This window comes from Bacteroidia bacterium, assembly GCA_033391075.1.
GTDB lineage: Bacteria > Bacteroidota > Bacteroidia > J057 > J057 > JAWPMV01.
In genome coordinates, this window is record JAWPMV010000001.1 from 6,882,831 (window position 1) to 6,908,635 (window position 25,805).

The window sequence follows — 25,805 nt, forward strand, 5'->3', positions numbered from 1 at the left end:
CAATTCCATGCAGGAGAAAGCGAACCTAGTTTACATCTGAACTGAGCTCATGCCAGATAACAATGCGATTGTTCGATTTTTCATGGATGGAATTACGATGCTTGGGAAGGGGAGGCCTTGGACGAATCGGCTCCGCAAATACACGTGAGCTGTTCATGTGAGTGCTTGTTTGCTGTCTGGGAAAGTTGTGAAAGGAAACTCCTAGTAATAAGGATATCCAAAGTGTAATGCAGGCAAACATAGAACTGAGGGCCAGTCTGTGGAAATTGCGATCCTTCTTTTTCAGGTATTCCCGATAGGCTGGACTTCTCAACGCCATCTCTACCTCCCTCGTAATGGCTTTCATATTACGGTTGCGAATATGGGTCAAGGTTCGGTTAAAACCTCTCCATCCTTTAGACAACAATCCATAAGCCAGGTAAATGAGATCACGAATAATCATTTGGATAATCTAGTGATACGAAAATCCCATTTTCCCAAGTAAATTGAAAAGAACTTTGCTCCCAAAGCTTACCATTGTCGTCCCCATGTAAGAATCTCGAATGGATTTTTTCCCGGGGTTTGTCAAACAGCTTCAGGTTTATTATCTAGACTGCAGATTCGCCCCTATTCCACATATTTCTCTAGAAAAAATCCTATGTATCGACTCATTCTACTTGTTTTATTTTGGATTCCTTCGCTACTTTTTACTCAAAATTCTGCTATTCAATCCGCAATTAATACCTTAGACCGCGATCCCGACATGCGCTCGGCCAATTGGTCTTTTACGGTTTTGGACCTGAGTAGTGGTAAGACCATCGCAAGCCACGATCCCTATTCCAGCTTGAGCACAGCTTCCAGCTTAAAGGCTATTACCACAGCTTCCGCACTCGCTATTTTGGGACCTAACTATAGATATGAAACCTTCATTGAGCATGATGGGCGTTTGGAAGGAGGAATCCTGGAGGGAAATCTATACCTCAGAGGCTCAGGAGATCCCAGTTTAGGTTCAGATAGATTTGGAGAGGAATTGGCGATGGATAAAGTGCTGAATAAGTGGGCCTTGAAATTGAAAGATTCGGGCATACGAGAGATTAGAGGAATGATCATAGGAGATGCTCAGGCATTTTCTACCCAGCTTACACCCGATGAATGGGCATGGGAAGATATTGGAAACTATTACGGAGCGGGAGTAAGTGGGCTAAATCTGCATGAGAACTTATACTACCTCGATTTAAAACCCGGCCCATCTGTCGGTTCTGGTACGAAGGTGATTCGCACTCGTCCGGCGATGAACATCAGTTTTGAAAATGAGTTGAGAACGGCAGGTTCCCGAACCGGAGATAATGCCTATATTTTTGGAGCTCCCTATACCCGTATTCGATATATAAGAGGGACGATACCCGCGGGGCGATCTGTCTTTACTATAAAGGGTTCTATTCCTGATCCTACTCAATTTGCAGCAGAACGCCTGAAGATGGCTTTGGAGAAATGTGGAATCATTGTGGAAGGAGGTGCAAGCTCAGTTAGACATGAGCGTTTGCAGGGAAGGTATAGAGAGAGTAGGAGGAATGTATTGCTCAGCCACAATTCTCCTCGCATGTCTGAGATCGTTTACCATACCAATATGAAAAGCGTCAATCTCTTTGCAGAGGCATTGGCACGAACCATCGCTGTCCATAATGGGAAGTTTGGCGGAAATGAGGAAGCCGTTGATGAAATTATGAACTATTGGTCCGCAAAAGGAATAGATACCAGAGGCATGAATATGCGAGATGGAAGCGGCCTGTCTCCCGGCAATGCAGTTTCCACCTATCAAATGGCGAGTATTCTCCGATATGCTTCCCGTCAAAGTTATTTTGAGACCTTTGAAAAATCTCTTCCCCTGGCCGGCAAATCCGGTTCTCTGAGAAGTATGATGAAAGGGACGATTGCAGAAGGAAAAGTTCGGGCGAAAAGCGGCTACATAGCAGGAGTTAGGAGCTATACAGGCTATGTTCGTACCAGAAGCGGGCAACATTGGGCCTTTAGCATGATCGCCAATAATTATAGCTGTAGTGCAGGAGCTATGAGAAGAAAACTTGAGAAACTCATGGTCGCCATGGCAGGGCAGTAACAAAACAATTGGCATCCCGACCTTGCGTAGGGACCTCAATTACTTGCTCCAAACATCATTAAAACAAAAAAAGCCGCTAGCATGCTAGCGGCTTTTTTTATAGCGATCTTCTTTATGAAGTTTCGATCGTATTTTCCAGCGGTCTCAAAAGACTTGGATCGAAATCCCAGTTGAGAATCTTGTAGAAATCATATTCTTCAGGATCGGGAACCAGAATTTTTGCTTTCTCATAATCAGGCTCACAGAGCACATGGAAATCACTAAAGACCAGTTTGGCGAATTCATTGTCGATGTCAACCAAACGGGGAGGAATCTTTCCACTCTCATCTTTCAGATCATTCAGATACAAAGCCTGAATATCTGCTCTGGAACTGGTAGAAACGATACAACCTGTTTCGCCTCTGTCAAAGAGTTGTTTTACTCCCATTCCCAAAAGCGTACATAGAGTGAGATCATAAGCCACTGGACGGGTACAACGAAGTTCATATCCCATTTCTACCGGACGACTTTTGATCGAAATCCCCAATTCTTTGAGCTTCTTTTGTACGAGTACGTTGAAAATATGGGCTTTACTCACGTTTCCAAGTTCGGGGTGTCCGTGCTCATCATAGGTAAAAGCAATGCCGGAATTTCTGATTTGGTCGTCACTCAGGAAGTGAAATACTCCTTCACTTACCATAGCTACCCCATGACCGATACCTTCAATGCGTCGCTTCATCATAGCGGAAATAATCAGCTTGGTGATCTTATCGAAAGTAATTTCAGTCTTATTGAACATCTCCGGGATGATCATGATCGGAAAGTGGCAGCTTGCACCGATTTCAAAAGCAAGGTGTCCGGCTGAGCGACCCATAGAAGACATTACAAACCAGTTTCCGCTGGTACGCGCATCTTCATATACAGTATTCCCAATTTCCACTCCCGCATTTTTGGCAGAGTTGAAGCCAAAGGTAGGTGTACGACCGGGCAAGGGGAGGTCATTATCGATGGTTTTGGGAACGTGTATATTTTGAACCTTCAGGTCATTTTTCTGGAGGTATTCTGCTAATCGGGTAGCGGTAGAAGCAGTATCATCTCCACCAATAGTTACCAGCAGCTTGATATTGTTATCTTCAAAAAATTTGGAAGAAAATTCGTGATCTTTGGGTTTATAACGACTCATGCGTAGCGTAGATCCTCCTCTAGGGAAAATTCTATCTGCATAGTGAAAATTGATGTGGACCGTTTCTGCTTTACCATTGAACAGATTCTTGTAACCGTCATGGATGCCTACGACACGGTAGCCGTCTTTCAGGAACATCTTGGAGATGGTGCTGATCACAGTATTGATCCCAGGGGCTGGACCACCGGCGCATAATATGGCTATTGACTTTTGCATTTTATAAATAGGATTAAAATAATCAAGCCTTAAATATCCTGATAAAAGAGGATATTAACAATTCAATTTGAGGAAAGCAGTATTCTTGATTTTTTGTTTTGTAAACGGCCTTTTTTTTAAAGGATTTGCAAAACTTTCAGGTCAAAGATAAGCAAGGAATTGGGAGGGATTTGAGAACGACTCTCTTCTCCCCAGGCAAGTTCAGAAGGTATGTAGACTTCCCAGTGGTCTCCAGGCTTCATCAAAGTCAGGGCTTCCTGCAGACCCGGAATCATTTCCGAGAGTTCCAATTCGCGGATACCAGGAGGTGTAAAGACTTCGCCATTTAGGAGGCGACCCTGATAATCAACTTTTACTGTATTATTGATTTGGGGGGGATTTCCATTGCCTTCTTCCAGTATCTTATATTGTAGTCCACTGGCAAGCGTCAAGACATCTTCCTTTAACTCATTTTGGCTAAGGAAGTCTCTTTGAAGGTTTTGATTCACCCGGGCTTTTTGTTCGAGGGCTTCCTGATTATCCCCATTGAGTTGAGCTGCGTAGAAATCCAGAATCATTTCGATCTGTTTATCGCTCAGTTTTAAGGAATCCTTCTGGTATTTATCACGAAATCCCTGATAAATGAGATTGGAATTGAGAGATAAGCCCTGATCCATATAATGTCGGGCAATGTCAGCACCCAAGGCATAGGAAACACTGTCTATGCTTGTTTTTATTTGGACATTATCCGGATGCTCACTTTTGCAGGCAAATAATCCGAATGTCAGGAAAATCAGTAAGGTTAAACGATGCAACATTTATACTAAACTGCTTATCGAAGCGACAAAATAGTAAAAGATCGGCTTCCGCTAAAGTATAAAGCAGTATTTTTGATCTTAGTTTTTAGTCATTAACTTAATGGCATTATGAGCATGGACTTGCAATTGCTAAAAAACGCCGAATCCTTTGTAACAGAGATGCTTGATGAGCATCTGTCCGAGAACCTGACTTACCATAACCTTGACCACACGAAAAATGTGGTAAAGATGGTAGAAGAAATTTCACAACAGAGTGAAGTGAATGCTGAAGAAATCTATCGCCTGAAACTAGCAGCCTGGTTTCATGATGTAGGGTACCTGCACAATTATGATGGACATGAGAAAGAAAGCATAAGAATAGCCGAAGAATACCTTCGTTCTAAGAATGCAGATGAGGAGCTTATCAAAACGGTAAGCAGATTGATAGAAGTAACAGAATTAGAGGTGATGCCTGAGACTCTATTGGAAAAGGTTATCAAGGATGCAGATATGTTTCATCTGGGTAGTCCCAAAGGACTGGTTTATACAGAGGAACTAAGAAATGAATACGAGCATTTTAAGAATACCGTGTACACGGATGAGTCATGGGACAAATTAAATTACAAGTTCTATCGTGACCACGACTACTACACACAGTACGCCAATGAGAAATTTGGGCAGTACAAGTCTGAGAATACCTTGCTATTAAAAAAGAAAGTCAAAAAAGCTAAAAACAAAGTGCAGAAAGAGAAGGAAAAGAAAAACCGCCTGTCAAGAGCTGCGCTGGAAATCCAGGTGAATAGCCTGGAAGAGAAGCTGACAAAGACTAAGAATAAGCTCAAGAAAACCGAGCAGCTCCGCCCGGATCGTGGGATCGAAACCATGTACCGGACAACCTATCGTACCCATATTGCCTTGAGTTCTATCGCGGATAATAAGGCAAACATCTTGCTTTCCATTAGTACCTTATTGATGGGTATTATTTTTACCGAGGTGATCAATGGAATTGGGGAGTTGAAGGAATTGGATAACATCATTGCCTTTCCCATAATGGCTGTCATCATTGTCTGTATGGCAACGATCATTTTTGCGATTCTTGCTACCCGACCCAAAGTAAATTCCGGGGTTTTTACACGAGAAGACATTATCCAGAAGAAAACCAATCTGCTTTTCTTTGGAAATTATCATGGGATGCCCCTGGATGATTATTTATGGGGAGTAGGGGAAATGATGAAAGATGCTGAATATCTATATGGGAGTATGTCGAAGGACCTTTTCTTCTTGGGGAAAGTACTGGCGAAGAAATTCCAATATCTGCGAATCGCTTACAACATATTTATGTACGGGATCATTGTCTCTCTAATGGTGGCCATGCTTGCATATTTGGTTCCTTATCTCTTTAGTAGCTGATCCGCTTAAGGCAGAATTTGCATAATCATATCCCATTCATAGCCTCTGCTTTGTAGGTAGCGAATGATCTTCTGGCGACTTTCAAAAGGAGCAATGGCAGCCCATTGTTTTTGTTTCTTTTCAACTAGACCTTCCAAAATTTTCAGGTAATCCTCTTCTTCTATTTCTGAGGAAAAGGCTTCTGCTATGAGGGAATCACTGACACCTTTCTTTTTCAATTCATAGCGGATTTTCGTTCGGCCCCATTTTTTTACTGTAAATTTCCCACGGGTAAAACTGCGAGCAAAACGAGCCTCATCCCACATCCGATCAGCCGCTAAAAGTTCCATAATTTCCGGAATATCTTTCGGCTCAACTTCCAGAGAAATCAATTTTTCTTCAATTTCCTTGCGGGAACGATCCTGGTAAGCACAATACTTATATATACGGGGAAGGATATCCCTGTTTTTCATAAAGAAAGTTTAGGCTCCGCTTTTTAAATTATTTAAAAAAAGAAAATAATCTGTTTCACTTTGCAGTTTACTATATTTGAACGGCAATCAAAATTCCAAATAATGTTTAAGACACGATTTTTACTTATCGCTATAGTCCTTGTTGCCATACTCGGCACCTCATGCAGAAAGTATGAAGAAGGGCCCAATTTCAGCCTTCGTTCAAAAACAGAGCGCGTAAGCAATGATTGGAACTTCCAAACCATCGCTCGTAACAACATTGATGAATCAGATCTTTATGAAAGATTCAATATGGTATTTACGAAAGAAGGTAAGCTCACCTGGACCATCAAAATGGTAGACCAGGATGAATTTTCAGAAACAGGGAGTTGGGAATTGGCGAGTGTGAATGAGCAGGTGAAAATCACCTTTGACGAAAAGGATATAAATGGAGAAACAAGATTGCTATTTTTGGATATCCTCCTGCTGGAAGAAGACCAGATCAGGTTTCGATATTTGAGAGAAGGAGATTTCTACAATGTCTTCCTCAATTAGAGATTGAAAGAAACATCGCAAACAAGAAATACAGGCGCTTCTTTAGAGGCGCCTTTTTTCATGGAAAAACTTTACCTTTGCAGCCCAAAGGAAGTCGATCTCGTACTTCCTCATCAATCATATATTCAAACCATAAATACTCATATTCATGTCTCAAGCTTTTCGGATAGAAAAAGATACCATGGGCGAGATTCAGGTTCCTGCTGAGAAATATTGGGGGGCCCAAACCCAGCGTTCTCTTCAAAATTTTAAAATCGGTGGTCAGAAAATGCCGATGGAAGTAATCAGGGCCTTTGCTGTCTTGAAAAAATCTGCGGCACTTACCAATTCTGAGTTGGCAGGATTTTCCGAAGAAAAAGCCAAAGTTATCCAGCAGGTGTGCGAGGAAATTGAAGCCGGAAAGCATGATGAGCATTTTCCTCTAGTGGTTTGGCAAACCGGTTCTGGTACCCAATCCAATATGAATGTAAATGAGGTGGTCGCAAATCGCTCTATCGAAATTATGGGAGGAGAGATCGGCAGCAAAAGCCCGATGCATCCCAATGATGACGTGAATAAGTCTCAGTCCTCAAATGACACCTTTCCTACGGCTATGCACATTGCTTCCTACCGCATGATCGTAGACCATACCTTGCCACGCATGCGCAAGCTACATGCGACCCTGGCTACCAAAGCAGAGGCCTTTAGCTCGGTTGTTAAAATCGGTCGTACGCACCTCATGGATGCTACACCCTTGACTTTGGGGCAGGAATTTTCTGGCTATGCGGCTCAGCTAAAGAAAAGTATCGAAACAGTAGAAGATTGTCTCAAACATTTATCTGAGCTTGCGTTGGGAGGAACAGCTGTAGGTACCGGACTAAATACACCCAAAGGATATGCAAATAGAGTAGCTGAGCATATTGCTTCTTTCACAGGACATCCTTTCGTTAGTGCCGAAAATAAGTTCGAAGCTCTATCTGCACATGATGCGATGGTGGAGGCTTCTGGTGCCTTGAAAAGAGCGGCAGTTAGCTTGATGAATATAGGCAACAACATTCGCCTATTAGCTTCTGGTCCTCGTTGTGGAATTGGAGAAATCAACATTCCCGCAAATGAGCCGGGATCTTCTATTATGCCGGGTAAGGTAAATCCTACACAGGCAGAGGCTTTGACTATGGCTTGTGCTCAGGTAATCGGAAATGATGCAGGCGTAGCAGTAGCAGGTTCGCATGGCCATTTCCAACTCAATGTTTTCAAGCCCATGATGGTTTTCAATGTCTTGATGTCAGCTCGATTGATAGGCGATTCCTGCGAATCTTTCAATGACAACCTCGCTGTTGGAATTGAACCCAATCAAAAGAGAATCACCGCAAATCTCAACAATAGTTTGATGCTGGTTACAGCATTAAATACACATATTGGCTACGATAAAGCTGCAAAAATTGCTAAAACTGCGTTTGCAGAAGACAGCACCTTGAAAGAAGCAGCGATTAAGTTGGGATATCTCAACTCTGAAGAATTTGATAAAATCGTTGTGCCTGAAAAAATGGTAGGAGAAAATTAGGATTTGAGCCAACTTCAGCCTCAAATTCTTCGTAATAAAGTTATAAGGATGCTGCTACTGCCTTTGTGCGGTAGCAGTATTTTTTTCCTCTTTAGCTAACGTCCCTACTACCCAGGTAATATTGTTCAACAATAAGCTTCGCCTCAAAGGTGAAAAGAAGATATTTTATGTGAATGAAGCTTTTTTTCTAAATGGGAAACCTCTCCAAAATAGCAGACGCAGTATTTTACTCATTTCCGGTGAGGTTGTTGATACGTCAACTTCATAAACATAAAATCCTGCTCTCATTTTGGGTCCTCCTATTGCTGCTAATGTCCGGTTCTTTAGGTGAAGGATTTGGAGCTGCGTATCTTTTTTTGGAACCCGAATATATGGGGGCCGAAAGTTTTTGGAGCTTTTTCATTCTGGGTTCAACATTAGGAATGTTCCTCTTTGCCTACATGATCACTTTCTATATAAATGAAAGTTATCGCTTTCACTTTGTGGCCTTGAGTAGAAGCCCTTTCTATACTTTCTCCTACAACAATTTTATCATTCCCTTCATTTTCCTGGGATTGTATTTTTATAATTTTTGTTCCTATCATTCCGGATTATCGGGGGGATTGAGTGAGATATTATTTGATAAACTGGGAGGCCTGGTATTGGGGATGTTTGTTGTATTCCTTATTTCAGCCACTTACTTTTTCGCTACCCGGACCCTGATTCACTATTTCGGACAAAAACTGGAAAAGAAATTTGAAGAAGGTCGAAAAGAAAGAGCCAGTCGTTGGATTATTTTAGGTAAAGCACGAGCAGGACTTCGTACGCCTCAACGGACCGATAGTTATATCCAGTTTCCTTTCATCATCCGAAAAGTACGTGCCTTAAAGCCCCGTCAACTCCGGGCTCTGGTTCGTTCGCTCAATCAAAATCATGGAAAACTTATCCTGATCCAGCTGATGATTTTCATTTTGGTTGCAGTCTTGAGTGTATTGGATGATAGCCCGGTTTTCCAGATCCCGGCAGGAGCTTCCCTTCTTCTCCTACTTTCTTTGGCGGTTCTGATGGTAGGCGCTGTAGGTTTCTGGTTTAGAAAATCAGGCATACTGACCCTCTTGGGAGCAGCTATGCTGATCTACTTTGCCAATAATGGAACCTTTTTTACCGGAGAAAATCAAGCTTTCGGCCTGGATTATCAAACAGAAGCTGCTGCCTATGATTTTGAAAATCTGGAAGAGCTGAATAGCGAAGAGAATTACCAGGAGGATCGTGCGAAAACCCTCGAAATGCTGGAAAACTGGAAAGCATCCTATGTTGAAAAGCATGGAGAAGGATTTAAGCCGAGAGCGATATTTGTAACAGCATCCGGAGGAGGATTACGATCTGCTTACTGGACCTTTAGAGTCATGCAGCATCTGGATAGTTTGTCTGAAGGAGAACTTCTGGACGAAACACGCCTGATGTCGGGCGCTTCCGGAGGCATGTACGGTTTGAGTTATTTTCGGGAATTGTATTGGCGCCGGCAATTAGGAGAAACCAATTGTTTGCAGGACGAAGGCTATGCAGAAAATATTTCCAAAGACCTCTTAAACAGAATATTCTTTAAGAAATATGCCGGTCTTATTTTACCAGATCAGTCGGTTGAAATAGCGGGTAAAGTTTATCCAAAGGAAGTCGGCTATTCTTTCGATGATCAGTTGGCCCAGAATATTCCCGAGTTTGCAGGAAGAAAGCTGAGCGATTACAGCCAGCCGGAAAGTGAAGGAATTATTCCCATAGTGGTTTTGGAACCTACCATTATCAATCAGGGGCGTAAGCTGTATATCTCTTCAAGCCCGGCTTCTTTTCTTAGTCGACCAAATCATATTACAGATCGAGCTTTTTCTCGTTCTTCAGGAGTTGAGTTTCGGAGAATGTTTGCTTCGCAATCTGCGGACAGCCTGCATTTTACCACTGCTTTGCGTCTCAATTCAACCTTTCCCTTTATTCTACCCATTGTAGAATTGCCGAGTGAACCCGCTATGCAGGTATTGGATGCCGGAGCCATGGACAATTATGGAACCCAGACAGCAGTAAAATATCTTTTTGAATTTAAGGATTGGTTTGTGGAAAACACTTCCGGAATCGTCTTCATACAGATTCGAGATCATCGACGAGATGATCCCATTTTGGAGCCTTCTCCGGAAGGAATATTTAGCAAACTGGCGACGCCTCTCGGTGGAGGCTATGCTTCCATGATCGAAGCCAAGGATATGTCCAATGACTACCTACTGGAATTTGTTCGGGAGTGGTATGATGGAGATTTGGAATTCATTCCTATCGCCTACAACAAAACCAATAACGAAGACCGAGCATCCATGTCCTGGCACCTGACCTCCAGAGAGAAACTTGACATTGCAAGCTCTTTGCAAGATCCAGTAAATCAGAAGGCTTTCTCTATGATCCAGAGTTTGTATATGCCGAGATTGTTGGCAAGGAGGAAGTAAGACGGTCTTAGCGGTGTGTTTGTGTTTTAGCCTGATAAAAAAGCTACTCTAATACCCCTAACACACAAACACCCTAGTACTACATTAAAGCTCACTATACTTCGTATTCGATCCCTTAGACTTATCCACCGGATACTTAATCCCATTCTTCACAATCTTTTCTTCGACAATTTTTTCCACATCCAGTCCATAACAATCCGCCATAAGAAAAGCATAGGCAAAGACATCGGCTAATTCTTCTTTGAGCTTGGGCAGATCTACTTCCGAAGGATCTTTCCACAGAAAAAGCTCATTCAGTTCAGCCGCTTCTATAGATAGAGCGAGGGCTAGATCTTTCCCATTATGGAATTGTTTCCAATCGCGTTCGTTGCGAAAATCAATCAATTTTTGCTGGAGTTTTTCTAAGGGATTCATCCTGCTAAGGAACAGGAAATTTGTTAGCGGGGCAAGTTTCCCTTTGCTGCTTTTACCTGGAACTCAAAATAGGCTTCGGGAGCTGGTAGGGGACGGACAATCTCTTTACCTGAGAATGCACGGGCCTGGAAGAAATATCGAATCGAACTGCCTTTCTCTTGATAAGGAATGTAGGCAAACCAGGTGTCCGGATCTTTGCTACTGGAAATCATGGGCACTTCTTTGAAGAGCTGATCATCTTCGGTTTTGTAATACAAAGAAGCATATTCGATACCGCTTTGATGTTTTATGCGGGCTTCCAGATAATGATCGCGTTTTGCGAATGTCTGGTCCTCCATAGGACTATGCTGGATCAGGAGAGGTTCACGAACTCCGATATTGGCCGTAACACAGTGGAGAGCCCCCGCAGATTTGATAAGCTGTATAGAGTTAATCCCAATGACCTTATAGCCTGGCAGCGCTTCTCTCAGTATCTCCAAAGCAACACTATCCATAGGAGAATCATACTGAGGGACCAGGAGCATTTTGTTTACAAAAACAGAATTGGTGTAGGTCTGGTACCAGGCACCTGGGCTATCAGGATAATAGCTGCCATCAGCAGGCATTGGAATTCGGACAATCTTCCAGGCTTGTCCGCTGGCAGTTGGAAAATGCTCCAATAAGTATTTTAGATTTGCTTCTATTTGATCCCCATCTGCGATACCCTCAGGATACTGTCCCAAAAGAATGGTTTCCTCATTCAGGAATTTCAAATGCATGTCCAGGTGATGGATGGGATCAAAGGGGAGTTTGGGTAAAGTCAGGTATTGATAGATACCCATTCTCTCCTCAACCAGCTTTTGTATATCCTTGGGAGATTTGAAGTTATGTGCAAAACGACTTAGGCCCCCATTTTCATCCAGAAAAAGGCGAGTAGAAAGCGCAACTCCTCTACCATCTGTCATGAAATTTCCTCCTATATGTACCAGATCATTGGGATATTTTTCCATATCCAGCCGGCCTATTTCCAATTTACTACTGAGTCTTTCCGGCATTCGGTCATCATGGGGTCTGGGGCGATTGTATATCCAGTCCACCAATTGTAGCTCTCCCACTTCCTCCTGGTATGCACTGACTCCGGCATAATCTCGGGTCCAGATGCTATTGAAGGGGGCGTGGAAATAGGAAATATTTGCCAGATCGACTCCTCCTTCTTGCAAAAAATCCTGTACAAAAGTCGAATCTCTACAAACGATGAGAATTTTAGCTTCCTCTTTTCCATGCCTCACAATTTCCCGCAAGGTTTCAAATTCCCTTGCCCAGCTAACAACCAGGTATTCGGTCTCTTCCCATTCAGCCATCATCCGGACTGCTGGCGGATTTTCAGGACTTTGACTGAAAAGCGCGTAAGGAAAGGATAGAAATAGGGTAAGAATGAAAAGAAAAGCCTTCTTCATGAATAAAAAACGTGAATGCCTAATAGGAGGTTTGGCTAAAATGTGTGTAACAGATTCTATTTCTTAGAACGAAACGGAGGCATAGAATCTTTTAAAAGGCAAGGATAATTGAAATATACGAGACTTCATCGGCACTACCCAGACAAAATTTAAGCTTGTTAGAATCGGATTCAAAAAAGAGTACCTGTCTGCCAAATTTTCTTAATTTCGCAGTATAAGCTTACATTAAAGCGACCAGGGCAAGAGGAAACTTCCTATGCACAAAACCCTTCTTACACAACTCAATCAATTCAAAAGCTACGGACGGAAAGCTTTTGCGGTCTTGCTCGACCCGGACTATATTTCCAGGCATGACCTGGGTCCATTCTTGACGCGCGCAGAGGCTTGTGAAGTTGATATGCTCCTGCTCGGGGGGAGTTTGATGGTGGATGGGGATATTGATGAAGCTCTCCGTGAGTTGAAACGCCAAACAGATATTCCCGTTGTACTTTTCCCTGGCTCCATTCAGCAAATTTCTTCTGAAGCGGATGCTATTCTTTTGCTTTCTTTAATTAGTGGAAGAAATCCCGAATTACTAATCGGGCAACACGTAATTGCCGCACCCAAATTGAAAAAGAGCGGCTTGGAAATTCTGCCTACGGGCTATATGTTGATTGAGTCAGGTCGTACCACTACGGCTCATTATGTCAGCAATTCTTTACCTATCCCTTATGATAAAGCGGAAATAGCAGCCTGTACAGCTATGGCTGGAGAGATGTTGGGATTGAAACTCATTTATATGGATGGAGGAAGTGGAGCCGAAAAAAGTATCAGCTCCCCGATGATTGCTGCAGTATCAAAACAAGTTGACTTACCTCTCATCATCGGAGGAGGTATACGCTCAGTAGAGGATGCATCCAGAATATGGGATGCTGGAGCAGATATGATCGTAATTGGAAATGCATTGGAAAAAGGAGAGAGTTTTGAACTCCTGGAAGCTGTGGCAAGCTGTAAATCCGGAAAAAACCAAAAGAAAGCAATATAAAAAGAGTATCTTCGGATATATGAAGTATCTGGCAATATTAACAACCCTCATCGGACTCGCATTTCTTACTTCCTGCGGTCCTACTCCCCCTACAGAAGGCGAAGTTATGGCCCATATAAAGGGTACCTATTGTACTTCTGGGCATAAACTGACCCTGGGAGATATGACATATAGAAATGACTGGACCCAAAAAAGTGCCCTAGGTTCCGGCATTTACAGAGAGTACTGTAAAGGCGCCTATGAACTGGTTCTGGCAGACAATGTATGGACCATCAATTTCAACAAGGCCGATAAACTACAGACCTATCTCAATTCGGATTGCTCAGGTTCTGTCGTGGCCTGGAACCCTGAACAGGGATATGTTTTAGGAGATCCTGGATCTGTCATCCGAGACCTTTTCAACAAAGCTGACCTCAGCAAAGGCCCCTGTAACTAAAAGCATCCACGGAAATTTTGGGATAAGAGCTGCATCTGGTAATTTCGACTGAAAATTACCAGTCATTACCTTCTTATAGCTTTAGATCAATGAAAATAATTTGTGTCGGCAGAAATTATGTAGAGCACGCCCGGGAATTAAATAATCCTGTGCCTGATGAACCTCTGATTTTTTTCAAACCAGATACCTCCGTCCTGCGGAACAATAAGGATTTTTACTATCCGGACTTCACCAAAGATCTTCATTTTGAGTGTGAAATGGTGATTCGTATAGCTCGGGAAGGGAAGTTTATCCAGGAAAAGTTTGTACGAGACTATATAGATGGAGTGGGCGTAGGCATAGACCTTACGGCCAGAGATGTACAATCAAAAGCTAAATCCAAGGGTTGGCCCTGGACCCTGGCAAAAGGATTTAATGATGCGGCTCCGGTTTCCAATTTTCTGCCTATCGAAGACTTTCCGGATTTGCAGAAAGTAAATTTTCGCTGTGATATCAATGGTGAAATCCGACAAGAGGGAAACACCGCCAACATGATCTTTCAGGTTGATACCCTCCTTGCCTACATCAGCAAATTTATTACTGTCAAAAAAGGTGACCTTATCTTTACCGGTACTCCTAAAGGAGTAGGACCTCTCAAGGTCGATGACCACATTGAAGCCTATTTGGAAGGACAAAAACTCATGGATTTTCATGTCAGGTAAATACTGGATTAGCCTCTTCGCCTGTTTCTCCCTTGCCTTAGTATTCTGGGCCTTTGGTCCCCAGGAAGATGATTATGTATTTCCCATCAAAACTCACCGTGCACTTTCCGGCACATTCGGTGAATTGCGGCCCGATCATTTTCATTCGGGCATAGATATCAAAACCGGGGGAAGAAGTGGCGCTCCTTTATATGCTATTGATGATGCCTATGTGTATCGGATAAAAGTCCATCCTTATGGATTTGGAAAAGCCATCTACCTCAGACATGCAGATGGTCGTTTTTCTGTTTTTGGCCATATGTCCCGCTTCAATGATGAACTGGAAGACTATGCCTACGAACGGCAAATGACAAGTAAAGAATATACCCAGGAAATTTACCTGAGCAGGAATGAATTGACGGTGGAAAAAGGAGAGCTCATTGGCTATAGTGGCAACTCAGGTTCCTCCTTTGGCCCTCATTTGCATTTTGAGATCAGAGATCCGGAGGAGAGAATCATGAATCCCCTGGCCTGGTACAAGCCCAATGTTTCGGATACAAAGAAACCCATAGTTCAGAATATAGCCTTTGAACCCATAGATGCAGATTCACGTGTAAGAGGAGAATTCAGAAAACTGGTTCTTACGCCTGAAGGGAGCAATGGAAATTATCGGATTCCTTCCATCATTTCTGTTAAAGGAAGAGTAGGCATCGAATACCGGGCCTATGATCTTCTGAATGCAGCTGGCAATCATTGTGGAATCAATCGGGCGCGTATGTATCTCGATGGAGAAATGATCTATGAGTTTGATTTGCGGAAATACGCTTTTGACGAAAAAAGATACATCAATCTCCATATTGATTATCAATACTACCAGCAAAAGAGACAGCGTTTTGAAAAAGCCTATCTCGACTTTGGCAATGAATTCCCTGCGAATATCTACGACCTGGGAAGAGGAATGATCGAATTACAGGATGATCAGGTTCACGAATTTCGTTTGGTCCTGAATGATCTGCATGGAAATACAACTACGGTACAGGGGAAAATGAAAAAAGATCAGAGCGATCCTTTAGCCCAAAAACCAAGCTACTACCAAAGTCCTCGAGTAAGTCATGAGGTCAAAAGGAATGTACTCCGATTGACTGCCAGCCGTGCACATAAAAGTTATGAAGAGGGTTTGATCTACGAAAACCAATATGGAGAAAGTAAGCGCATCATGCCTGCCTATGTAAAAGGGGGCAAAATGGTCTTTCTACTTCCTCTCAATCGATATGACTATCCCAAAGTCATCCGTGATGATATTGGCAAACTGGATCTGAAAATGAACTTTCAGGAAGAGATTCTTCCGAATAAAAATAATCTTGTCAAGCACGAAGGGGTTCAGCTTTTGTTTCCCTATGATGCCGTATTCGAACCCCTGCACCTGGAGGTAAATAAAAAGCCGGGCAATTCTAGCATGTATGGAGATGTGTATGAGGTTGGAGATAAAGAGATACCCTTATTCAAATCCTATCTGGTAAGTTTTAAAGTAGGAGAGGAAATCGACCGCACCCATTTGGTAGTCGCCCATAAAGTCAAAGGAGAATGGAAATTTCTCGGAAATACTATGGGAGAAGATGATAATGTATATGCCAGTACACGGGAGTTTGGATCTTTTAGCTTGATGGCGGATAGTACAGCTCCAATCATCGAGCCAGTCAATTTTAGCAATGGAAGCAGCATATCACGCTCTCAAAGAAATCTGGTCTTGCGGGTAGATGATAGTTTCTCTGGCATAGCTCATGAAGATATCTACTGCACCCTGGATGGAGAATGGATGCTTTTCGAATATAATTTCAAACGCAATACCATTACCCACGACTTCAGAAGAAAACGACCCGCTCCGGGAAGCTATACCCTGAAAGTACAGGTGCAGGATGAAGCCAGCAATGTCAAGATCAAAGAATACAGGATCAGAATCCAATAATAAACCTCTTATCGAATCTCCTTTAGGTAAAGATATTTATTGGGGGTAAGTAGAAAATACGAGATTCTGAAACATCTTCCGCCTTCCCTTCTTGATAGGAATGTCCTTAAAAAGGAATAGAGAAACCTATTCTTGCAGAAGCTGCTTTCCTCCCATTTTATGTTCTGTCTATATTAACTAATTGATTATTAGAATTTTACGGTACATGGCTTCTAGCGATAGATGGTTTTCTTCCTCAGTCATTTTTGTTCCGAAAGAATGTAATAAATCCATTTCCCCTTAACATTGCTGTTTGTCAAGAATGAAGAATAATCAATTCTGAAAATATTCGATTTATCGTCTAATTCGAATTGTTAATCAAAACTTTTATTCTTCCTTGTTGATGAAAACGTATTATTGGTTGGAAATTTGGACCGATCCTGGCAAACACGAGAAAGTGAGTAAAATTATGGATCATGCTCCCGCTAAAGAGCCTCGATCTATTTTGAAGTTTTTCGAAGAAGAACAAAATGAAGAACCCCAGTGGTATAAACTGGAATCTTTTCTGGATATCATAGATGAGAAATATGCTAAACTGGCGAAAACAGGGATTGAGCGCAAGGATATATCTATATGGATAAATTGTGCCTATGATGATGAAAGCTGTGACATTTCACTTGATCCTGCGACTTTGTTGCGCCTGGGAGAAGATGGAATTCGGCCATGCATTACCTGTTGGAAAGGAGATGCCTGGGATGACTTTTTAGAGGCAGATCTCAAGCCCAGTGCTCGACATGTAGATATTGAAGATATCTGGATCGAAAGAGAAGGAGAGGGGGAGCAGATGATGTCAGGGAAGGCCGAAGTTACTATTGGCTTTGATGATGGGAGTGTATGGACCGCAAATTTTGTGACCTTCCAGTATATGAGAAGCCTGCTCAGAAACGGGATCAACAATGGGAAATACCTGAAAGGGAGTTATTTCTGGGATAAAAACAGTATCCTGATCGGTTCCTTGAAAAGGGTTCATATAGAGAAAGTGATCATAGAACTTTTGGAACAACAGCATTTTGAATCTGCTTTTGTCCGAAAAGATGTGCTGAATGAATCGGATTCAGAAGTGGGTCTTACCATGATGGAGCTAAGCATCATCCATGAAGAAGGCCTCGAAAAGTCTATAGAAGAAATATTGGGGATCAATGAGCACTACATTCTCAAATCCAACAATTTCTGGAGCCTTAAAAAGGTGAGAGAAGAAGGCGAGCCATTTGTTGATTACCTCAGCTACTTTTTGGACCTTCTGGAAGATAAATACGCGGAACTTGCAAAAGCGGGAATCCAGCGAAAAGATATTCAGATCAATTGGACTCACCAATACGAAGGAAGTTGTAATCTTGAATTGAGGCCTGAAATTCTGGAAAGAATGGGGAAAAATGGCATCGGTCTGAACTTGAGTTGCCGTCAGGCTGCTCCAAGTATTGCCCGCTGCTTGAATTAGGCGCGGAGGTACTTTACCTTTGAAGGCAATGAAACTTGCCTTAACTGAGCGTCAGCGAGCTTACCTGGACATGCACATTTCCATACTCTTTTTTGGATTTGCAGCCATCCTGGGTAAGCTCATTTCTTTGCCGGGTACTACTATCACGTTTTACAGAATGCTGATTACCCTGATCAGTTTATGTTTCTTTCCCGGACTGATCAAAAAATGCCTTTCCCTTCCGAAAAAGACCCTGATCCGATATGCTGGAATAGGGATTCTCATGGCTTTGCACTGGATGTGTTTTTTCGAGTCCATCAAATACGCCAATGCGTCTATCGCCGTTACCTGCATGGCATCGGTAGCTTTCTTCACCTCACTCATCGAACCCATATTTTTCAAGAAAAAGATTCGCCGTCTGGAAATCATGCTGGGATTGATTGTTATCGGCGGTATCCTGATGATTTTTGGATTTACGGGAGAAAAATATGCCCTCGGAATTATACTTGCGCTTATCTCAGCCTTGTTGATTTCTTTGGTGAGCGTGCTAAATAAACAGGCAGTAGCAGACCATGATGTCTATTCCATTACGGCGGTTCAATTCGCGGCAGGCGTTCTGTTCCTTGCGCTACTCATGCCTTTTTATATGCAAGTCTTTCCGGACTTGCCTTACCTCCCCAATGGCTGGGATTGGATATGGTTGCTTGTCCTTTCCCTCCTGGGAACCACTTTGGCCTATACCTTAAATATGCGATCCCTCAAGCATCTTTCGGCCTATATCACCATGCTCTCGATGAACCTCGAGCCTGTCTATGGAATCATCCTTGCCTGGTTGATTTTTAGAGAGGATAAAGACTTGAATTTGGGTTTTTATATAGGGGCTCTTATTATTCTAATAGCCGTTTTTATCCATCCGATGTTAGATAAAAAGGGCAAGGAGAGCTAGTTTCTATTCCCATTCGGAATTCGCGAACCACTACCAGGCCTTCCACCAGGGTTTGTTCTACCGCCCGGAGCACCTGTTGCACCTTCAGCAGTTTCTTCTTTCGGTGGAGGGGGAACAGCAATCCCCATGATGACTTCATGATCTTCAAAATCCCAGTTTTCCCGTATGGAAACGGCATTGGCATCCTGGTAAATTTTTTCCGGTAATCGAGGAGGATTGATAGAACCAGGTGTCCAGACACCATTTTGATCCTCATCTGCTATGATGCGAAATGTATAAGATCCTTTGGGAATATTGGTGAAATTGAAAACGGTATCCTGCAGACTTCTTACAACTTTGTTTTTATCCATAAACTGCAGAATCACAGGACCCCGATATAGGCTATCATTGAAAACGAGCTTTCCACTGATCGTTCCATACTCTTCCTTATCAAACCATTTCATCGTATAGCCATAGGTACTATCACTCAGGGTGCTATCACTTTGCTCGAAAAATGTACCATCGACTTCCAAACGATAGGCTTTTTCCGGGTCCAGATCTTTGGGTGGTTTAATCCACATGTTTATTCCGTCTTCTTCCCATTCCAGGGGATAGCTTTTCCTCAAACTATCTACAGAGCCCGTATCACGTAAGGCAAAGAATTTTCGATCTGCCTCAAAGACTTTTCGATAGGGCAGGAGTTCCCAGACTTCTTTTTCCAGATTGAGTTCCGGCTTTTTCAATAAAGGGTTTTCCGGATCCCGATTTCTATTAGGATTAACCAGCAAAACACTATCCATGCTATTTCCCAAACTATCCTCAACAGAACTAAAATGCAGTTGACTATAATTTTCCTGAGCAATGGGCATATGGATGATCAGCTCTTTATCTGCCTTATTTCTCCAGAGGGTATAATCGGTCAATTCGAGGCTGTCCTGTCCGAGTGTATCTGTGCGATAGAGCTTCATGGCATCCAGTCGGAGGTTTTCACTCACAACCAGAGCCAGTGTATTAGGGTGAGTCCACAGATAACGCCTGAGTTGAGGAGGGCTGTCATCCGGGAGGAATGAATACAGAGTATTTATAGTCTCTTGACTTTTGGTGGTATCCTTGATGTTGAAGCTGGGTAAGGAATCCTCCATGATTGCTACCTTCTCGGAAGGTTGACTATAGGTATTGCTTTGGTCGGCGTCATTCAATCCCAAAATTCGATACGGAGCATTCCGCAAATATTTGAATTCAAATATCCCTTCCTCATTCGCTTTGCTCACATAGGCAGGACGTATTCCCAGAAAATCATTGTCCTTGATACTATCCGCATCGAAAAGGAGTACTTTCATTTCTTTTTCTCCAGTTCCCGCGACAGGACTCAGAATTTTCCCCTTGATCTCCATGCTGTCCAGCTGATCCCCTGTGCTGAATGCCAGGGTAAAAGCTTCCGCAATTTCATTTCCTTCCGTATTGTCTTTCACCCCTGTAAGGGTGATAACATAGGTGGTTGCAGGCCGAAGATCTTCGACAAATTTAATCGTGATCCTTTTTGCATTATCACTACGGATGATCTTGGGTCTTTTGACTAAAGGGGAGATAAATATTTCCTTGTCGAAAGTCGGTGCACGAACGGCTTCATCAAAAAGTATTTTGATTTCTTTGCCCTCAAAATTCAGGGATTGATTTTCCGGGACGGTTTTACTCACCTTGGGAGCGACTTCATCTCGGGGGCCACCTGTAGGAGAAATAGGCTTGGCACAAGTCGCCCAAAATAGACTTAGGACTGCCATAGCAGCTATAAAAGCAGAAAATCTGGATATGTGTGAGGCTTCCTTCAAATTCTTTTATTTCATTTTCGCCTGCAATTTATCCACTTCTGATAAAAAAGAGGCCAATAATTCCTAAAACACTGCCAGAAATCATGGCGGCAGGCTTTATCCAGCGACTAAATGTAGTGGGATCTTCGCCTTTGAATACCTCCGGACTCTTCCTGATTATCTTCCGCAAAGTTTTACCGGAAAGGGTGTCCTGATACACCAGATTTCTTTCCTGTCCACTTATGTTTATCGGAATCTGTATATCTCGAAGGTAGCTTCCTTTGCCTAAAGGGTTGTATAAGATGCTAAAACCATTGATTTGCAGGACATCCTGCTCAGTACTATCGACCATAAGCTTAGGTAAATAATCTTTGAAATATCTTCCCTCGATAGATTTAAAAGACTGGGGATGCAGAGATTCAATTTCCTGTAGCAAAGTCCGATAGATTTCCCCATTGTGTTGCTGAGCCGAGCTATGCGTAGGGAAAAGACAGAAGACTATTCCTAAAGAAATAAAGGAGATCCATGTTAGCAGCCTATCCATGGAGCCGAATATACAAAAAGGCCTTGCATCCTGAGATACAAGGCCTGTATGATTTTGTCAGCTAAACTATTTTTCGAGTTTCTTAAGCAAATCCTTATTGGATTGCTCAAGGATTCTCAGCTGGTCTGCATATTCATTATTTTCCTCAATATTCGATTCAAGCTCTTCGAGTTCTTCAATTTGTTGTGGGATAGCAAGCTCCATTACTGCTATTTGGGTATCCAGCTTTCTGATCCGCTCATTTAAAGCCCTTACTTTTTCTGAATCCTCTATGGGAGCTTCTTCCCAATCTTCCTCTTCAGTATTGTCATCCATCAGGAGTTGACTGATCTCTTTGAGCAGCTTTGTTCTTTTCAATTGTAACTGCTGCAATTCCCTGCTTTGGAGGTTGTACTCGGTACTGGATTTTTGAAATTGATTCTCTAGATAAAAGAGGTGCTCATCAGTCTGAATTTTCCCTTTCTCTAATTGAGTGATCTCCTTTTTGATCTCATTTCTCGCGCTTTCCTGACGAGCTTTGATTCTCTCTAAAATCATTGCCTCTTCTTCTGCTTCAAGGTTTTGAGGGAGTTCCTCCAGTTCTTCATCCTGAACTGTTTGGAGCTTTGTGTCCTGAGCCTGGATAGAAAAAGAAAAGAGTGTGAAAAGAACGAAAGGGCAAAGCAAACGAATGAGTTTCATATAAGTCTTGAAAAGGAATCAAACAAATAATTTTCTTCAGGGGTTAAAGCTATGGATATTCAGAATGTTTTACTACGCAAAATTGGATAATTTATTACCTGTTGTTTTGTGTGGATTCTTTCCTGAGCGCTTTACAAAGTCGGCTGCTTTACATATTAGGCTTTGGGAATATTAGTATATTAGTGCGTTATTTTTACCCACGCTATCTCTGAGATTTTTTCTTATTTGGGACCATTACCCATGCAGACCCTTTGATTATGCGAAAACTGTCTTTACTTATTATTGGCCTTATTCTGGGCGGACTGCATCTGTCTGCTCAGGACTATGCTGCAAACTCTGTACTTAAGGATGGTACCTGGTACAAAATTGCACTAACCGAAACAGGCATATATAAGCTTGACGCAGATTTTTTCTCTGATTTGGGAATAAACCTTTCCAGTATAAATCCTCGAAATATTCAGATTTATGGAAATGGAGGAAGCATTCTTCCCCAGAGCAATAGCGCATATCGACATGATGACCTGGTAGAAAATGCAATTCGCGTTGTGGGGGAAGATGATGGTAGTTTCAGTGGACAGGATCATGTGCTTTTTTATGGCGAAGGTCCACATACCTATGCCTACAATTCCGAAGCCGAACGTTTTCAGCATAAATTTCATACCTATTCTGATACCAATTTCTATTTTCTGAGAATTGGTGAAACAGAGGGTAAGCGTATAGAAGAACTCGCATCCCTAAGCAATCCCACGATCCTCAATCCTGCTTCAAGAGGAATGGACTACCATGAGGTAGAAAAAGAAAATCTCATTAAATCCGGTCGGGTTTGGTTAGGGGAGAAATTTGACCTGGCAACCAGCCGTGTTTTTTCCTTCTATATGCCCGACGCGAAAAGCGGCGGAGACATTCGAGTTTCATTAAGAGTTTCTGCCCGTTCTGATGTAGCCTCTTCTTTTCAAGTGAAAGCAAAAGGAGATACCTATTCTACGGTCAATTTGGCGGCAACCAATATCGGAAACTATCAGGCCCGTCATTATTGGTCAAGAGCTGCTTCCCTGGTCATCCCTCCTTCCGCTATATCGGATGATGATTCATTGCGCATCGAACTTTTTTATAATAAAGGGAGTTCTAGTCGATCTGAAGGTTGGCTGGATTGGTTTGAAATAGATTATGATAAAGAGCTGGATGCTGGCAATTCGGTCATGTATCATTTCTCAGTCGTAGATGATGCGATGGGAGCCGGACAGATTGCGGATATCTCTATTGCAAATAGTGGTTCAGCCTATCAGGTGTGGAACATTAGTGATCCGACTTCAGTAAAAGCACAAGCATTTACTGCCAATGGAAATACACTTTCGTTTGGAGCATCTGCAGAAGGGATCAGGAATTATGTTGCTTTTTCAACTACAACGCATGAACCCATTGCTGCGGAACGAATCGATAATCAGGACCTCCATGGAAGTCCATTGGTAGATTATATAATTATCACCAATCCTGCTTTTCTATCGGAAGCAGAAAGATTAGCCCAATTCCATAATACCCATTATGGAAGAAGTACATTGGTTACTACCGTCCAAAAGATATACAACGAATTTTCCAGTGGAAAGCAGGACGTAACTGCCATACGGGATTTTATCCGAATGTTTTGGGTGCGTTCAGGAGGGATTTCTCCGGGCTTCGTCAATATGTTTGGAGATGGAACCTATATCTATAAAAATGTCAACCAGAATATAAACGCTTCTACCAATTACCTGCCGACTTACCAAAGTCGGGATTCCTGGGATCCTACTTCTTCTTACACCAGTGATGACTTCTTTGTCATCATGGAAGATGATGAAGGTTTTTGGGGAGAAGCATCCGGAATAAATGGAGATGTTCGTTTTGATGTAAATACGATAGACATTCCCATTGGTCGTTTGCCCATAGAAAATAAAGAACAGGCCCAGATCATTGTAGACAAGATCATTCAGTACGCTACGGATCCGGATGGAATCGGCAGGGGAGAATGGCGAAGTCGTATCATGTTAGTGGCTGATCACAAAGAAGGCGAAGGTAATACGCACGTTCGTCAGGCAAATGGCTACAGCAGCCAGATCAATGATGCCAATGCCTGTACCCATCTCGAAAAAATCTATATGGATAATTACGAGATGATCACCACAGCAGGAGTTACTCGTTTCCCGGAAGGGAGACAAGCCTTGTTAGATGGTTTGGATAAAGGGGCATTGATCGTGAATTATACCGGTCATGGAGGGGAACAGGGTTGGTCCAATTCGAGGATATTGGAAAACCCGGATCTTATCAAGATGAAGAATGTGAACAAGCTCCCTGCTGTCATCACAGCAACATGTGAGTTTGGGCGCTATGACAATCCGGAGAAAAGATCAGGAGCGGAAATCATGACGATGATGGAAGATGTAGGGGCTATTGCACTCTTTACCACAGTGCGTTTGGTTTACTCTACTCCCAACCAAACCCTCAATGCAAATTTTTACCGTAACTCCTTCACTTTTGATCAGGATAAAGGAAGAATGCCTGCCATGGGAGAAATCATGATGCGGACGAAAAATGCCACTTTCGTCAGGGGAAATCTGGCAAACATCAATTCCAGAAACTTTACCCTTCTCGGAGATCCCGGACTTCTTTTAAATTATCCAAAACTCAAAGCAAGGATCACAGAGATCAATGGCAGCCAGGTAGTACCTGGTGTAGCAGATTCCTTGAAGTCCCTTTCCAAAGTAAGCATCAAAGGGGTATTGGAAAATGAACTGGGAACTGCACAAATCAATGCCTCTGGAGATATGGATGTGACAGTATTTGATAAACCAAGCCGTTTCACCACCAGACTCTCCAATTATACATTCCGTTGGGAGAAGAATAGAATCTTTAGTGGAAAGACGACTGTGGAAGATGGAGAATTTGAATTCGAATTTGTTGTACCTATCGATGTCTCTTATGAGGATGGAACTGGAAACATGCGCGTTTATTTTTTCAATGACAGCATAGACGGATCAGGATGTTATGACAATTTTTATGTGGGAGGAACCGATGCAAATGCAATCAATGACGACCAAGGTCCTTCGGTTGAGCTCTTCATCAATGATACCAGTTGGGTAAATGGAGGAATCACAGATAAAGATCCCAAAATCTTTGCACGCATATTTGACGAGAATGGAATCAATACGGTGGGAAGTGGTATCGGTCATGAGATCACGGCGGTTTTGGATGAAGATGAATCACAGGTCGTCATTTTGAATGAATTTTACGAAGCTGAGATCAATAACTACAAAAAGGGAAGTGTCGAATATCAGTTGAGAGATTTGGCTATAGGGGAGCATAAGCTTCGCATCCGTGTTTGGGATGTGGCCAATAATGCTGCTGAAGCGACGACCAGCTTTATTGTTTCAGATAATGCCGTAATGGCCCTGGACCAAATTCTCAATTATCCCAATCCTTTTATAGACGAAACCCGCTTCCAGATCGGACATAATCAGGCGGGACAAAATCTGGAACTGGAGATTGAGATTTTAAATACTCAGGGTCAATTGGTGAAAGTACTGACTGCAGACTTCCAGGCCAGCGGTAACTACTACAAAGAGTTGAGCTGGGATGGGCGTTCTGACCAGGGAACTCAAATTGCCGATGGAATCTATATTTACCGGGTGAATTTGAGAAATGCCGAAAATGGAAAAGAGATCAGTACGGTAAATAAAATGGTTCTTTTACGGAAATAGCCTCAAACCCAGGAAAGAAAGAGACCTAAATTCAGGCCTATTCTTTTAAAT

21 protein-coding genes are annotated in these 25,805 nt (G+C 42.5%); 12 read left to right on the top strand and 9 right to left on the bottom strand.

Annotation, left to right across the window (positions count from 1 at the left end; all coding sequences use genetic code 11):
- Positions 1–25 precede the first annotated feature (25 nt).
- Positions 26–442, bottom strand: coding sequence for a hypothetical protein (locus R8P61_27545; GenBank protein ID MDW3650862.1), 417 nt, complete (start codon positions 440–442; stop codon positions 26–28).
- A 195-nt stretch (positions 443–637) separates the two neighbouring features.
- Between R8P61_27545 and dacB the strand changes: the two genes are divergently transcribed.
- Positions 638–2,095: a D-alanyl-D-alanine carboxypeptidase/D-alanyl-D-alanine-endopeptidase gene (gene dacB / locus R8P61_27550; protein ID MDW3650863.1), complete on the top strand. Its 1,458-nt coding sequence runs from the start codon at positions 638–640 to the stop codon at positions 2,093–2,095.
- A gap of 112 nt (positions 2,096–2,207) precedes the next feature.
- Here dacB and R8P61_27555 read toward each other — a convergent pair whose 3' ends face one another.
- Together R8P61_27555 and R8P61_27560 are read right to left on the bottom strand one after the other, a co-directional pair.
- Positions 2,208–3,473: a 6-phosphofructokinase gene (locus R8P61_27555; protein MDW3650864.1), complete on the bottom strand. Its 1,266-nt coding sequence runs from the start codon at positions 3,471–3,473 to the stop codon at positions 2,208–2,210.
- Positions 3,474–3,589: 116 nt separating this feature from the next.
- On the bottom strand, positions 3,590–4,270 hold the full coding sequence (locus R8P61_27560) for an FKBP-type peptidyl-prolyl cis-trans isomerase N-terminal domain-containing protein (GenBank protein ID MDW3650865.1): 681 nt from the start codon (positions 4,268–4,270) through the stop codon (positions 3,590–3,592).
- 108 nt (positions 4,271–4,378) lie between these two features.
- Here R8P61_27560 and R8P61_27565 point away from each other — a divergent pair, with 108 nt between their 5' ends.
- Positions 4,379–5,659, top strand: a complete 1,281-nt coding sequence (locus tag R8P61_27565; GenBank protein ID MDW3650866.1) for a DUF5706 domain-containing protein — start codon at positions 4,379–4,381, stop codon at positions 5,657–5,659.
- Positions 5,660–5,664: 5 nt separating this feature from the next.
- On the opposite strand, the gene R8P61_27570 is transcribed toward R8P61_27565, so the two are convergent.
- Positions 5,665–6,111 (bottom strand): regulatory protein RecX, encoded by a 447-nt coding sequence (locus R8P61_27570; GenBank protein ID MDW3650867.1) that lies wholly within the window; start codon positions 6,109–6,111, stop codon positions 5,665–5,667.
- A 102-nt stretch (positions 6,112–6,213) separates the two neighbouring features.
- Here R8P61_27570 and R8P61_27575 point away from each other — a divergent pair, with 102 nt between their 5' ends.
- The 3 genes from R8P61_27575 to R8P61_27585 all read left to right on the top strand — a co-directional run bounded on the left by R8P61_27575 (position 6,214) and on the right by R8P61_27585 (position 10,653).
- Entirely contained in the window at positions 6,214–6,645 is a 432-nt protein-coding gene (locus R8P61_27575) for a hypothetical protein (protein MDW3650868.1), read from the top strand.
- 148 nt (positions 6,646–6,793) lie between these two features.
- The gene (gene fumC, locus R8P61_27580; protein ID MDW3650869.1) at positions 6,794–8,188 is read left to right on the top strand and encodes a class II fumarate hydratase; all 1,395 of its coding nucleotides are present in this window, start codon (positions 6,794–6,796) and stop codon (positions 8,186–8,188) included.
- A 191-nt stretch (positions 8,189–8,379) separates the two neighbouring features.
- Positions 8,380–10,653, top strand: coding sequence for a hypothetical protein (locus R8P61_27585; GenBank protein MDW3650870.1), 2,274 nt, complete (start codon positions 8,380–8,382; stop codon positions 10,651–10,653).
- Positions 10,654–10,737: 84 nt separating this feature from the next.
- Here the strand turns inward: R8P61_27585 and R8P61_27590 are convergent, their stop codons facing one another.
- Both R8P61_27590 and R8P61_27595 read right to left on the bottom strand, forming a co-directional pair.
- A complete protein-coding gene (locus R8P61_27590) occupies positions 10,738–11,067 on the bottom strand; it encodes a nucleotide pyrophosphohydrolase (protein ID MDW3650871.1) in 330 nt (109 codons plus the stop codon).
- A gap of 23 nt (positions 11,068–11,090) precedes the next feature.
- Entirely contained in the window at positions 11,091–12,503 is a 1,413-nt protein-coding gene (locus R8P61_27595; GenBank protein MDW3650872.1) for an agmatine deiminase family protein, read from the bottom strand.
- 256 nt (positions 12,504–12,759) lie between these two features.
- Here R8P61_27595 and R8P61_27600 point away from each other — a divergent pair, with 256 nt between their 5' ends.
- The 6 genes from R8P61_27600 to R8P61_27625 all read left to right on the top strand — a co-directional run bounded on the left by R8P61_27600 (position 12,760) and on the right by R8P61_27625 (position 19,011).
- On the top strand, positions 12,760–13,527 hold the full coding sequence (locus tag R8P61_27600) for a geranylgeranylglyceryl/heptaprenylglyceryl phosphate synthase (GenBank protein ID MDW3650873.1): 768 nt from the start codon (positions 12,760–12,762) through the stop codon (positions 13,525–13,527).
- Positions 13,528–13,546: 19 nt separating this feature from the next.
- Positions 13,547–13,963, top strand: coding sequence for a hypothetical protein (locus R8P61_27605; GenBank protein MDW3650874.1), 417 nt, complete (start codon positions 13,547–13,549; stop codon positions 13,961–13,963).
- Positions 13,964–14,052: 89 nt separating this feature from the next.
- A complete protein-coding gene (locus R8P61_27610) occupies positions 14,053–14,664 on the top strand; it encodes a fumarylacetoacetate hydrolase family protein (GenBank protein MDW3650875.1) in 612 nt (203 codons plus the stop codon).
- Complete coding sequence (locus R8P61_27615; protein ID MDW3650876.1) at positions 14,654–16,609, top strand: peptidoglycan DD-metalloendopeptidase family protein; 1,956 nt, start codon at positions 14,654–14,656, stop codon at positions 16,607–16,609. The genes R8P61_27610 and R8P61_27615 overlap by 11 nt, the downstream gene beginning before the upstream one ends.
- A 382-nt stretch (positions 16,610–16,991) precedes the next feature.
- On the top strand, positions 16,992–18,086 hold the full coding sequence (locus tag R8P61_27620; protein ID MDW3650877.1) for a hypothetical protein: 1,095 nt from the start codon (positions 16,992–16,994) through the stop codon (positions 18,084–18,086).
- Between the two features lie 28 nt (positions 18,087–18,114).
- Positions 18,115–19,011 carry an EamA family transporter gene (locus tag R8P61_27625; GenBank protein ID MDW3650878.1) on the top strand — a complete coding sequence of 299 codons (897 nt, stop codon included), beginning with the start codon at positions 18,115–18,117 and terminating at the stop codon, positions 19,009–19,011.
- On the opposite strand, the gene R8P61_27630 is transcribed toward R8P61_27625, so the two are convergent.
- The 3 genes from R8P61_27630 to R8P61_27640 form a co-directional block, all read right to left on the bottom strand.
- Positions 19,008–20,771, bottom strand: coding sequence for an Ig-like domain-containing protein (locus tag R8P61_27630; protein ID MDW3650879.1), 1,764 nt, complete (start codon positions 20,769–20,771; stop codon positions 19,008–19,010). The genes R8P61_27625 and R8P61_27630 overlap by 4 nt on opposite strands.
- A gap of 76 nt (positions 20,772–20,847) precedes the next feature.
- Positions 20,848–21,342, bottom strand: coding sequence for a hypothetical protein (locus tag R8P61_27635; GenBank protein ID MDW3650880.1), 495 nt, complete (start codon positions 21,340–21,342; stop codon positions 20,848–20,850).
- Between the two features lie 66 nt (positions 21,343–21,408).
- A complete protein-coding gene (locus tag R8P61_27640) occupies positions 21,409–22,023 on the bottom strand; it encodes a hypothetical protein (GenBank protein ID MDW3650881.1) in 615 nt (204 codons plus the stop codon).
- Between the two features lie 257 nt (positions 22,024–22,280).
- On the opposite strand from R8P61_27640, the gene porU reads away from it, so the two are divergent.
- Positions 22,281–25,754 carry a type IX secretion system sortase PorU gene (gene porU, locus R8P61_27645; GenBank protein MDW3650882.1) on the top strand — a complete coding sequence of 1,158 codons (3,474 nt, stop codon included), beginning with the start codon at positions 22,281–22,283 and terminating at the stop codon, positions 25,752–25,754.
- The last annotated feature ends 51 nt before the right edge of the window (positions 25,755–25,805 follow it).